The sequence below is a fragment of the Nonomuraea sp. NPDC049784 genome (genome assembly GCF_040659615.1).
Classification (GTDB): Bacteria; Actinomycetota; Actinomycetes; order Streptosporangiales; family Streptosporangiaceae; genus Nonomuraea.
Map to the genome: position 1 here is coordinate 1 of NZ_JBFAMX010000313.1, position 11,524 is coordinate 11,524.

Here is an 11,524-nt window from a genome sequence, read left to right on the forward strand (position 1 = left end):
CGGGGTGGGCCGGGCACAGGTCGGTCGGGTAGCCGCGGTCACCGAAGCAGTTGCGCACGGTCACGTCGGGATGCCGGGCGCCGAGGGTGCCGTTGCGCAGGAACACCGCCCGGCCGTGCAGCTTCAGCCCGCGCGCCCGGCAGGCGTCGAGCAGCCCGTCGAAGGCGTCGGTGTAACCGGCAGGCGGCACCAGGCGAAGCTCGGCGAACAGGTCGTCCGGCAGGTCGAAGTGCACCCCGTCGTGCCGCAGGGTCAGCTTGGACCGCCCGTGCGGAGTGACGTCGCGGGACTCATGATGGACGGCGCCGACCGTGATCCCGGCCACGCCGCACCCCCGCACACGGTCGAGCACCTTCTCAACGCCCTCACCGCGCAGGTCCTCAACGAGGACGTAGAGCGAACTGTCCACGCTCTGACCCTATGTGCTTTTATGGGCGACGAAGTCGATCTCCACAAGGACGCCCTGACCTCTCACGACCAGGGCGGCGCCACCTGTCCGCCCTGCCAGCGTTTGACGTTGGCGGCGTGGTCGCGGCAGATGGAGATCCTCGACTCGATGGGGTTGGTCGAGCGCAACATGCGGGCCAGCGTCGGTGGCACGTCCAGACGCAGCACCGTCAGTGTCACGCCCAGGCCTTCACGCAGCAACGCGGCGGCACCGGGGTGGGTGCGTTCCAGCTCGGCAGCCAGCGAAGTCAGGGCGGCCACGGCGAGCAGGACGGTGGGCGCCGTCGATGCAGATCCTCTACAGAAGTAGATGTCACGTTTGATCCATCATCGACCGCGAACGGCTGTGTTATCGCAGGTAACGGGTAGGTTCGTTGGATTCTCGGCCAAGACTACGGGCACCCCTATTCCGGCGAAGAACGCGAACAGGGTGGCGCCATGCCCATTGGGGTTGTAGAGGCCGTGCAACGTGCCGGTGAGCAGTTCCAGCTGGATATCGGCCCAGCGCAGCACTTCGGCGACGGGATCATCGGCTGGACCATCACCCGGTCGCCGTTCCAGCCCCGTGCCGGCCTGCTCACCCTGGGAGCCACCACGTCCGCGTGAGACGGCCTCTACAAGGTCCGCGACGTGTCCGTGGACCAGGGACTCGCCCTGGCCGAGGCCGCGGTGCCCCGCCTGCTCGCCCCGTTCGTCGAACGGTGGTCCACCGGATGCGAGCACCAGCGGCGTACCTGTTGGCTCCCCGCTCGGCAGGGAGACGGTGGCCTTGCCGAAGAATTGGAGCGCGGTGTTCCCTGCGGTCGTCTCCGTACGGGTACGGCACCCGTATGAGCAAGCACACGCCGATGGACGAGGAAGCCGTTCCCCGGAAGATCGTTGTGTTGTGCGAGGTCGTGTTGCCTGGACGCAGGACGCGCGTTGCGGTTATCCACGGAGGCACGTGAGTGATCCCATCGTTATCTGGGGTTGTTGAGCGTTCTGGCTGGTCAGCTGCTTGAAGGCCTGTCAGTCACGTCAGGCAAGTAGGTTGGCCGCAGCTGCCACGCCGTCGTCGCGGTATGGCCTGGGACGGCCTGGTCAACTGCCCATAGGGCAGGGCATGCCCGCGCCGCCACCCGAACCGCGGTGCCGGGGCCCTCATCGAGGGTGGTCTTCGACGGCACGCTGCTCTACCCGGCCGCTGGGGTTCGAGGTGCAGTCGTAGCGGCTATTGCGTGGGTCAGCGTGCCTGTCGTACTTCGCGGTCGATTGCCCAGGCGTCTGCCACTGGGCCCATGTGCCCGAGCTTGTCGGGGTTGATCACCGTGCGGATCGTCTGGATCTGCCCGTCGAGTACGTCGAGCGCCAGGGCGTGGAGTACCTTGCCGTCCCGGTCGCGGAAGATCGCGCCCGGCTGGCCGTTGACCTCGTGCGGCTCGCCCGTCACGCCGATCAGGGCCATCTGGGGGAAGACGGAGGCGAGCAGCCGGGCCACGTTCTGGGCGCCGATGACGGCTCTGGCCAGTTGCGGGGCCTTGCCGCCGCCGTCGCCGACCAGCGATACGTCGGCAGCCAGCAGGTTCTGCAGGGCGGCGACGTCGCCTTCGCGGAGGGCGTCGAAGAACCGTGACGCCAGTTCTTCTCGCTCTTTGCGGTCCGCCTCGAAGCGGGGGCGGCCCGCGGCCATATGGCGCCGAGCTCGCACCGCCAGCTGGCGGCACGCCGCCTCCGAGCGCCCCACGGCCGAGGCGACCTCGGGAAAGCCGAAGTCGAACACATCTCGCAGCACGAAGACCGCGCGCTCGAGCGGGGACAGCCGCTCCAGCAGCACCAAGGCCGCCATCGACAACGAGTCGGCCAGCTCCGCCGACCGTTCCGGGTCCTGGTAAGGGTCGGCGAGCAGCGGCTCGGGGAGCCACGGCCCGACGTACTCCTCCCGCCGGACGCGGGCCGAGCGAAGCACGTCGATCGAGATCCGGGTCACCGTGGCCGACAGGAACGCCTTGGCCGACCTGAGCTTGGTCGGGGCGGCCTCGAAGCGCAGCCAGGTCTCCTGGACCGCGTCCTCGGCCTCGCTCACGCTGCCCAGAATCCGGTAGGCGATCGAGAACAACAGCGGCCGCAGCTCCTGAAACTCCTCGGCCCTCATGCCAGCTCCTCCTTGAAACCCTGCCGCCACGAGGGGTAGCGCAGCCGCCAGCCAAGCTCCCGCTTGGCCTTGGCGTTGGACAAGCCGCGCCGCTCGGTCATCATCGTCACCGCCACCTGTCCGGCCAGCAGCCGGGCCAGCCAAGTGGGCACCCGCTTCGGCCGCTTCGCTCCCGCGCACTCCGCCAGATACGGCAGCCATTCGCCGGCCGGCGCCGGTTCGTCGTCCACGATGTTGAACACCCCTCTGGCCTTCTGCTCCACCGCCAGGACCGTGGCACTCGCCGCATCGTCCACATGCACCCGGGAAGAGTAGCCGGTACCGGCCCCCACCAGCGGAAACTGCCGCTTGCGGATGAGCTCGACCGGGTCGTCGACGACCCCCGGCCCATACAGCCAGCCGTAGCGTAGGGCCGCACCGCCGGCCTCGACGACCACCTCCTCGACATGGCGGATCGCCGCCGCCCCCGCGCGCGCCACCGTAGCCTGCTCCGGGTCCAGCGGGTCCTCCTCGGTCTTGACCCATCCGCCCTGCCGGATTCCGTTCCATGAGGCGTGGCTCTGCGCGACGAGGTGGGAGACCCCGGTGGCCTCGGCGGCGGCCAGCAGGTGGTCCGTCCCCTCCGTGCGCAGCCGGTTGGTCCGGGTGCACCACCGGTTGAGGTGCTTGATGTCGGGCTTGCCCGCGTGCGCCATCGACATCGCGGTCATCTGATGCACGATCGCGTCCGGCCGAGCCGTGGCCACCGCCTCACCGACCGACAGCGCATCCAGGCCGTCCATCACCACCGGTTCCGCGCCCAACCCCGCCAGCAGCCCCAACTTGGCCGCGCTCGTCGTCGTGGCCGTCACCTGGTGACCTCGCGCCACGAGCTGCGACACCAGCCGCTGTCCCAGAACCCCGCTCCCGCCTGCCACGAACACTCGCATGATCATCACTCTCCATGATCGACCACCGCCCCTCCGCAGAGCGGGTCAGATGATCGGGAACTGTGTGTCGCCGCCCGTCAGCCGGTGAAGGGCTCAAGGACGAAGCGGCCCCACGCGATGAACGCCGCAACCGCGAGGTAGATCACGTTCACCAGCACGAACATCGATTCGCCGCGTCGAGCATGGGTGATCATGGCGCCGACCATCAGCAGGATCCAGCAGACGGCGGTCACCGGCACCAGAAGCGGTGCGATGCCGAGCGCGGCGGGCAGGATCAAGCCCACCCCGGCCAGGAGCTCAAGGACACCCAAGGTCTTGAGCAAGCCGACACTGGCCTCTGCGGTCCATCCATAGGCAAACGCCCTCTGATGGAACGCAGCCAGCTTGTCCTTGGGCACGAACGTCTTTTGGATGCCGCTGCCCAGCGCTAGAACAGCCACGAACCCGGCAGCAATCCACAGGGCGAGGTTCATCATCTACTCCTTGATCGAGGATTTTCCTGCACCCCCTAGACGAGACAGCGACCCCGCCAGTGACATCTCCGAACCTCGCGCGTCCTGTCTTCAGCGGGATCCCCGGCGGGGCCGCATGTCGTGTCCATCGCAGCGATCCTGATCTGGTGACTGGCTGACCGATGGACACAACTTCCGCCGATACCAGCCCACAAGCTCTCGGCTGTGAGGCCGCTCACACCGTGTCACAGCCGATCGGGGCATCTCGTCTTAGAGGGCATGACGAACTCGGAACAGACCTCGGTGTTGATCACCGGAGGCAACAAAGGACTCGGCTTTGAAACGGCCCGGCGGCTCGGCGAACAGGGCTGGACGATCTTTCTCGGCTCACGCGACGAAGGGCGAGGACGGACGGCCGCCGCCAAGCTGACCGCCGGCGGCGCGAATGTGGTCCTGGTCCCGCTGGACGTGACCTCGGACGAGTCCGTGACCGACGCCGTCCGGCTCGTCCGGGAGCACACCGATCGGCTGGATGTATTGATCAACAACGCCGGTGCGCCGGGAAAGTTCATCGCGCCCGTTGACACGACGGTTGACGAAATTCACTCCGTCTACGACACCAACGTGTACGGACCGGTCAGGGTCACGCACGCGTTCCTTCCCCTGCTGCAGGCGGCGGACCATCCGCGAGTGGTGATGGTGTCCAGCGCCGGCGGCTCCTTCGCGGTCGTGACCGATCCACAGCAGGCCGTCTCAAAAATGCACGAGCTCGCCTACACCTCGTCCAAAGCGGCGCTGAACATGATCACCATCCGGTACGCCCAGGCGATCCCGCAGGTCAAGTTCAACTGCATCACTCCCGGAGAAGTCGCCAACCACAAATTCACCGCCACCGACATGAACAACCACACCGGCCAGCTGACGGTCACCGAGGGCACCGATCCGATCGTCAAACTCGCGCTGAGCGACGCCGACGGACCGACAGGGACCTTCACCGATCGGCTTGGCCCCGTTGCCTGGTGACCACCGCGCAACCCACGACCCCTGTGCCGGCGAGCCCGCAAAGGCCGAGGTGACACCTCTCGCAGCCATCACTGTCCCCCACGAGGACGGCGGTCGACGCGGCGCGCGTATGAACGCCGACCTTGAACGACCGGAACAACTCAGCCAGATCTATTACTGGGAGGCCATTCATGACGACGAGCGTTGACAGCGAACTCGCCGACCTGGAACTGCCGGTCGAGCGGGGCTGCCCGTTCGCCCCGCCGGCCGCCTACGAGCGGCTGCGCGAGCAGGCGCCGATCAACAGGATCCGCCTGACCAGCGGCACCGAGGCGTGGTGGGTGTCCGGGCATGAGGAAGGCCGCGCCATCCTCGCCGACCGCCGCTTCTCCTCCGACCGGCGCAAGGACGGCTTCCCGCTCCTGAACGTCGATGCGGCGACCCTGCAACAGCTGCGCAGGCAGCCGCCGTCGATGGTCGGCATGGACGGCCCGGAACACGCCGCGGCCCGGCGTCCGGTGATCGGCGAGTTCACCGTGAAGCGGCTGGCCGCGCTGCGCCCGCGGATCCAGGACATCGTCGACCACTTCATCGACGACATGCTCGCCACCGACCAGCGCCCGGTCGATCTCGTGCAGGCGTTGTCCCTGCCAGTGCCGTCTCTGGTGATCTGCGAACTGCTCGGCGTCCCGTACGGCGACCACGACTTCTTCCAAAGCCGCACCGCCGTGGCGGTGCGCCGGACCTCCTCCCCGGAGGACCGCCAGCGCGCCTTCGCCGAACTCCGCGCCTACATGGACGATCTGATCACCCGCAAGGAGTCCGAACCCGGCGACGACCTGTTCAGCCGGCAGATCGCCCGGCAACGGCAGGAGGGAACCCTCGACCACGCGGGCCTGGTGAGCCTGGCCTTTCTGCTGCTGACCGCCGGACACGAGACCACGGCGAACATGATCTCGCTCGGCGTGATCGGGCTGCTCACCCACCCTGACCAACTGGCCCTGATCACGGCCGACCCGGGCAGGACGCCCATGGCCGTGGAGGAACTGCTGCGCTACTTCGCCATCATCGACACGATCGTTGCCCGGGTGGCTACCGAGGACGTGCACATCGGCGGGGTGAGCGTCAAGGCCGGCGACGGCGTCATCGTCTCGACCCTGTCGGCCAACTGGGACCCCGCCGTGTTCAAGAATCCGGCCGACCTGGATGTCGAGCGCGGGGCCCGCCACCACCTCGCCTTCGGCTTCGGCCCGCACCAGTGCCTCGGCCAGAACCTGGCCCGGATGGAACTGCAGATCGTCTTCGACACGCTGTTCCGCCGCATCCCCACCCTGCACCTCGCCGCACCGGCCGAGGACCTGCCGTTCAAGACCGACGCCGTCATCTACGGCGTTCACGAACTCCCGGTCACCTGGTGAGCAGGACATGATGCGGATCAAAGCCGACACCGGGGTCTGCGTCGACTCCGGCCAGTGCGTACCGAGCCGGCCGTGTTCGCCCAAGACGACGACGGCATCGTGGTCCTGCTGACCGACCACCCCGACGACGAGACCGCGGCACAGGCGCGGCGCCGTCAGCACCAACTTGGTTCGTGATCTTGGGGTTCTGTCGCCCGTGTTGGAGAAGGTCCTCATCAACCACCACCCGCTCCGCCCGGTAGTAGCGAGGCAGTGCACCTGACATGACTGACATGCCTGAAGACCCCTGGATATCTGTCAGGCAAGTACGCGGACACCTTACTTGCCTGACATGGCTGACTACTAAGAGCCACCCAAGATAACAGTCGCTTTCCGTGACCGACACGGAGCTGGGCGTTGATCTTTTCGGTGACAGGGAGCCGGTTCGGTGCGACGATGAGCCGATGAGCATCAACGCTCCGACCGGTCAGCGCCCGCCGCTGACGCCCCGGATGAAGTTCGGGCTGAAGATGTCCGAGCGAGAGGCCGAGCTGCTCAAGATGAAGGCCGGCTTCGATCGGCAGCGCACCAGGATCTTCCAGGAGACCGGTGTGCGACAGAGCGGCAAGGAATCCAAGGTCAGCCCCGAGGAGAAGGCCGTGCGCGCGGAGTTGCGCGAAATCGCCGCCAAACGCGTTGAGATCCTCGATCAGATCGCTGCCGAGTTCGCGGAGCTCAAGCCCAAGCAGGCTCAGTTTGATCAGGCTCGTGCGGCCGCCAAGGCGGCGGGCCGGCGGAAGAAGCTGCCGGTCAGCGCGGCCGAGCAGAAACTACGCGACAAGATCGCCGCACTGCAGCGCGATCGGGCCTATGTGGACGGCACGGCGTGGCGTGACCGGGAGGCGGGCGCCAGCGATGAGGCAGTCTGGCTCACCTGCCACGGCCCGGAGACCTTCAACTCCGACGACTGGTGAGCCTCATCGTGGGACCGGCGGTTTGAGCGGCCGGACCGTGGAGGAGCGGGCCTTGTCGAGTTCCTTGCGCAGGTTGTTGTTCTCGATCGTGAGCACGTTCATGGCCCGGGCGAACACCTCGCTCGCGGCCCGGTAGCCGTCACGATCGGCGCGCAGGCTCTCGACCTTGGCAGTCAGCGCGGCGATTTCCTCGTGTAGCTTCCGTTCCCTGTCGGGGATGCCGCCTCGGGTCTTGACCTGGGCATAGAACAGTTCTTTCAGGTCGGTGTGCTTGTGGGTGAGATGGTGGCGTTTCAGCCCGGCTTCGGCTGCGAGGGTCACGATGTCGAGGTTGCCGGATGAGCGCAGTGGCATGCCGGACAGCAGCCTGGCCATCGCCGCGACGATCGCGGTCCGCTCCTGCTCATCGCTCTGGCTCACGCTTGTTCTCCTCGATGCGATCTGGCGAAGCTGCCACCATGCGGGTCCGATGATGCCGGGCGACGATTGCCCGCAGCGTCCCGACACGCTGCTTGAGCCGCTCACGCAGCGGGACGGGTGTGAGCGGGTCGGCGATTTCCGCCTCCAACTGCGCGACCTCCCGCTGCAGAGCCTCGATGTGGGTGTCGGTGCGGGCGATGTTGGCGCAGGCCGGGTCGCATCGGTCGATGGCCGGCGGCAGGTCCCGCGGGGCCCGGCCGGTCCGCTCCGGGTGGCAGAGCGCCTTGGCCGGGTCGTGGTTGCAGGTCAGGAACGCCTCGGGGTTGTCATAGACGTGGAATTGCGGCTCCTCCAGCAGATCGTCGGCGTCCCGCGGGGACAGGAACATGCCCTCGAACCGGATCTTCGCATCCCGGGCGGCTTTGATCATCCGCAGGGCGGCAGGCCCGGACACGCCTTCACCATCGTTGAGGCGTTCGGCCACGTCGTCGAGGTAGTCGGCCATGGCCCGGGCGGTCTCGACGTTCAGGATCCGGCGCAGCCCTCGGCGGGCTTGGCTGCTATAGCCGTCGGTGACGCCGGAGGCACGCAGATGTCCGTATTGGATGGCCAAGGCGATACGACCGCCAGGCAGGCGCGCAATGTGCCAGGCGACCGTGTTGCGGAACCGACTGACCACGATGCGTCCATCGGGGTCGTCAGGGATGCGTTCGGCTGCCAGCCCGAGCTGGTCGGCCAGCTGATTGACCTCGGCTATGAAGTCCTGTATGCGAACGTTGGCACCTTCTGCCGTCAAGAGTTCGCCCTTGCGCTTTCGTTCCCCGCGCGCGATCTGCTTGTTCCATTTGGTTTTCAGTGGGAACAACCAGCGACTTCCAGTCAGGCGTTCCAGAATTCGGATAGCGTCGACCACGGGCGGGATCACAGCCCAGGGCAAATCTCGTGGTTTGCCACCCGGAATGCTTCGGCCGTTGTGATCGCGGACGCCTTTGATGACATTGCCGTAGATCTTGTAACGAACGGGGCCTGCGTCGTTGCTGGCTTCAGGCTCAGGGCAACAGCCCACCTCAAGTAGGAGGCATTCGGCAGCCCGCATGCCGCTGAGATAGAGGATCACGATCATGGCTGCGGTGGCGAGGCGCCTGACCAGGGTGGGGGCTTGATAGTAGTCGATGTGGCTGCGCCAAGGCTGCTCGTGGATTCGGCCTCGGATCGAAACCTCGAGAGGCGCCTCCTGGCCGAGAGCAGCGACAGCACCTTCTCTGCGAGCTTTGACGATAGCGTTCTTGATCTGGATGGGGGTGGCCTGAGCCATGCCCGCAAGGTAGCGCTGGGCGGTGAATAGGCGCCCATACGTGGTGTGGCCGGGAAGTGGGCGATCTTCGGCGAGGTAGGAGTTGATCAGGTCGACGGCTCGTTGAAAGCCATCCGGCTTTGTCTGGATGCGGATCTGTTTTTCGATGCGCTGATACTCCTGCCAGCCGGTCAAAATGTCCTCGGCGAAGTCCTGGATGAAGCGCAGGGACCAGATCAGCAGGGGCGACATCACTGCGGGATGAATCGCTTTCGTGGTGTCATCTTCCCGATTCAACGCGGGCAAGTAGTCGCGGATCGTGCCGTCGCCTTCCCATGGCGGGCGGATCAAGCGATCATAATCGGGCAGGTGGGGCGCCAGGCCCCAGAGCAGGCTGATGGTCATTAGCTCGTTGACGCCGTGGCCAGACCTTGCGAGTTGAGCGATGTGATAGGCGTAATCTTCCAGGTCATCCTCGTTCACCTGCTGCAGTTCGGAGATGCCTCGGGCGGTAAGCCAGTCAGAGAAGCGTGCCCAGCCCGAAACGTATTTGTGCAAGGTGCTTGGGCTGGGCCATTTCACTCGCCTGCCGCCTTTGCCCTCCAAGAGTTCCTGTGGCGTGGGGAAGTTAATGGCCGCCCATGCGGCTCGGCGCATCGCCGGGCGCAGGGCCTCGGGGAAGCGGTCCCAGTGGATGCAGCAGGCCGGGCTGTGCCCCTGCGGGTTGAGCGGCGAGAGGTTCCACCAGGGGTCGCCGAAGCGGGACAGGATGGTTGGATCGACGCCGTCGGGCAGCTGTTCGGGCGTCACGAAAGGGTCGTCGTCCGCGACGGCCCAGCCATGCGTCTGGGGTGTAGGAGTGGTGGTCATCCGTCTAGCTTTCGGCGCAGCATCCGGTCGATGAGCAGGCGGTCGGCAGCCGTGACGCGTCGCCGTTCGGCGCGCTGTTCCTCGGGGGTAGTGTGATCGTTCAGCAGTGATTCCAGGCGTAGCAGATGCTGCCGCCAGTCTTGGTTCCAGACATGCTCGTCCACCGCGGCCCGCAGTTCGGTTAGGGCCTGCTGCAGATAGACCAGGCGGGGCAGGTGTCGTCGGGTGGCGACGGCGTTGCCGCAGGCCAGGCAGAGCAGGAACGAGGCGGTGCAGGGCAAACCCGGCTCGGTGAAGTCGCTGTTGGTGAAGTCGGTGCAAGCTCCGGTCGCGGTGTCGTACTTGCCGGCTTCAATGGCCTGGACGAGTTCGGGATCGTCGGCCAACTCCAGCAGGTGGTTGTCCTCGCCTCCCAGGAACATGCGCATTTTGACGACGGTGTGTGCTTGGTTCAGGGCGTCGGACAGGCCTCGGGCAATGGTGGTGTGGGCGCTGTCTGACATGGCCGCTTCGGGGAGCGTGTAGACGTTCTCGTGGGTGGCCTGGGTGTTTTGCGCGGGTTCCTTGAGCAGGAGCACTTGAACGGTGCGGCGGAGCCGGCGCAGGCTGGCCCAGACCAATGGGTAGGGCAGCGAGTTCTCCTTGCGGGTGCGGCCATACTTCTTGGGCACGCCCAGGCCGAACCGGCTGCTGCCGGTATCGCGCGCCGCGTAGTGGCGCCGCCAGACCAGCAGCAATTCGGTGGGAGCGTCCAGCAGCTTCAAGGTCTGCCGGGCCAGTTCCGTCGCTTCGATCACCTGGCTCATCAGCCGCCCAGGTGTGTCGGGTCCGGCATCGAGGAGATTGTTGGTGGTGTAGCGCAACTGGACCGGCCGACGTCGCTTGTTGATCTCCACGGTGTGGATGTCGAAAGCCTCGCCAACAGCCGGGTCGTGCTCGGGCACGCGCATGCGGGTCAGGACCGCCCTGTTCCAGGCTTGATGGGCGACCAAGAGCACCGCGGCGGCCCTCGCCTCCTCACGACTCAGGTAGAGCCTGGCCCAGGTCTGTTCGGCCCCGGTGCCGCCGAGCACCTGCCCCAGATGGCGGGGCAGAACAACTCGACCACCGGTTTCCCCTGCCAGCAGCGGCACCTCCCCGGTGCGGAGCAGGTGATCCAAGGCCTCGCCGAGCAACCAATCGCCGCTGCCGACCGCGAACTGCCCGGCATACCAGCGGCGCAGGTGCTCGCGATTCGTGCGAATGCGCACCAGCGCGGCGTTGAACGTCGCCGCCGCCCGCGCCCGGATCGCCTGCAACTCCTGATAGGTGAACGCCTGTTCCTTGACAGGAGGAGTTCCTGGGATGGGCCGGTCGACGACCCTCAACGTCTCAGCAGAGATCCCACTGAGATGAGGCAGCAGGACACGAAGCATGCGGCGATGGTCTTGCGCGCTCTTGATGAGAGGCAGCGAAAGACACCATTCAGTCCAAAGCCCCGGCGTGATCTCTGCCGGGCTCCGTGGTGGGCGTTTGCCGACGGCCATGGAAGACTCCTGGTAGGCGGCCAGTTGAGTCCCGGCTGATGGCCACGAGAATTCCCCGTGGATGGCCCCGAGTGCCCTGATC

At 66.5% G+C, this 11,524-nt stretch carries 11 protein-coding genes and 2 pseudogenes; 5 read left to right on the forward strand and 8 right to left on the reverse strand.

What is annotated here, in order from left to right:
• Positions 1-409 (reverse strand): annotated as a pseudogene (locus tag AB0J09_RS40125) (hypothetical protein); the annotation flags it as partial.
• A 77-nt stretch (positions 410-486) separates the two neighbouring features.
• Positions 487-741 (reverse strand): annotated as a pseudogene (locus AB0J09_RS40130) (IS256 family transposase); the annotation flags it as partial.
• A 144-nt stretch (positions 742-885) separates the two neighbouring features.
• Here AB0J09_RS40130 and AB0J09_RS40135 point away from each other — a divergent pair.
• Positions 886-1,053 carry a hypothetical protein gene (locus tag AB0J09_RS40135; RefSeq protein ID WP_360702984.1) on the forward strand — a complete coding sequence of 56 codons (168 nt, stop codon included), beginning with the start codon at positions 886-888 and terminating at the stop codon, positions 1,051-1,053.
• A gap of 616 nt (positions 1,054-1,669) precedes the next feature.
• On the opposite strand, the gene AB0J09_RS40140 is transcribed toward AB0J09_RS40135, so the two are convergent.
• From AB0J09_RS40140 to AB0J09_RS40150, 3 genes are all read right to left on the reverse strand, one after another.
• Positions 1,670-2,578: an RNA polymerase sigma-70 factor gene (locus AB0J09_RS40140; RefSeq protein ID WP_360702986.1), complete on the reverse strand. Its 909-nt coding sequence runs from the start codon at positions 2,576-2,578 to the stop codon at positions 1,670-1,672.
• Positions 2,575-3,513 (reverse strand): NAD(P)-dependent oxidoreductase, encoded by a 939-nt coding sequence (locus AB0J09_RS40145; RefSeq protein WP_360702989.1) that lies wholly within the window; start codon positions 3,511-3,513, stop codon positions 2,575-2,577. The genes AB0J09_RS40140 and AB0J09_RS40145 overlap by 4 nt, the downstream gene beginning before the upstream one ends.
• A gap of 71 nt (positions 3,514-3,584) precedes the next feature.
• Positions 3,585-3,983, reverse strand: a complete 399-nt coding sequence (locus AB0J09_RS40150; protein ID WP_360702992.1) for a DoxX family protein — start codon at positions 3,981-3,983, stop codon at positions 3,585-3,587.
• Between the two features lie 255 nt (positions 3,984-4,238).
• Between AB0J09_RS40150 and AB0J09_RS40155 the strand changes: the two genes are divergently transcribed.
• The 4 genes from AB0J09_RS40155 to AB0J09_RS40170 all read left to right on the forward strand — a co-directional run bounded on the left by AB0J09_RS40155 (position 4,239) and on the right by AB0J09_RS40170 (position 7,332).
• Entirely contained in the window at positions 4,239-4,982 is a 744-nt protein-coding gene (locus AB0J09_RS40155; protein ID WP_360702995.1) for an SDR family NAD(P)-dependent oxidoreductase, read from the forward strand.
• A 170-nt stretch (positions 4,983-5,152) separates the two neighbouring features.
• Positions 5,153-6,379 carry a cytochrome P450 gene (locus AB0J09_RS40160; RefSeq protein WP_360702998.1) on the forward strand — a complete coding sequence of 409 codons (1,227 nt, stop codon included), beginning with the start codon at positions 5,153-5,155 and terminating at the stop codon, positions 6,377-6,379.
• Between the two features lie 54 nt (positions 6,380-6,433).
• Positions 6,434-6,556, forward strand: coding sequence for a hypothetical protein (locus AB0J09_RS40165; protein ID WP_360703000.1), 123 nt, complete (start codon positions 6,434-6,436; stop codon positions 6,554-6,556).
• Positions 6,557-6,822: 266 nt separating this feature from the next.
• On the forward strand, positions 6,823-7,332 hold the full coding sequence (locus tag AB0J09_RS40170; protein WP_360703003.1) for a hypothetical protein: 510 nt from the start codon (positions 6,823-6,825) through the stop codon (positions 7,330-7,332).
• Between the two features lie 3 nt (positions 7,333-7,335).
• On the opposite strand, the gene AB0J09_RS40175 is transcribed toward AB0J09_RS40170, so the two are convergent.
• Genes AB0J09_RS40175 through AB0J09_RS40185 form a run of 3 tightly spaced genes read right to left on the reverse strand, consistent with a single transcriptional unit; the run spans position 7,336 to position 11,442 of the window.
• A complete protein-coding gene (locus tag AB0J09_RS40175; RefSeq protein ID WP_360703005.1) occupies positions 7,336-7,752 on the reverse strand; it encodes a hypothetical protein in 417 nt (138 codons plus the stop codon).
• A complete protein-coding gene (locus AB0J09_RS40180; protein WP_360703007.1) occupies positions 7,736-9,916 on the reverse strand; it encodes a hypothetical protein in 2,181 nt (726 codons plus the stop codon). Before AB0J09_RS40180 ends, AB0J09_RS40175 begins: the two co-directional genes overlap by 17 nt.
• Positions 9,913-11,442: a hypothetical protein gene (locus AB0J09_RS40185; RefSeq protein ID WP_360703010.1), complete on the reverse strand. Its 1,530-nt coding sequence runs from the start codon at positions 11,440-11,442 to the stop codon at positions 9,913-9,915. Before AB0J09_RS40185 ends, AB0J09_RS40180 begins: the two co-directional genes overlap by 4 nt.
• Positions 11,443-11,524 lie beyond the last annotated feature (82 nt).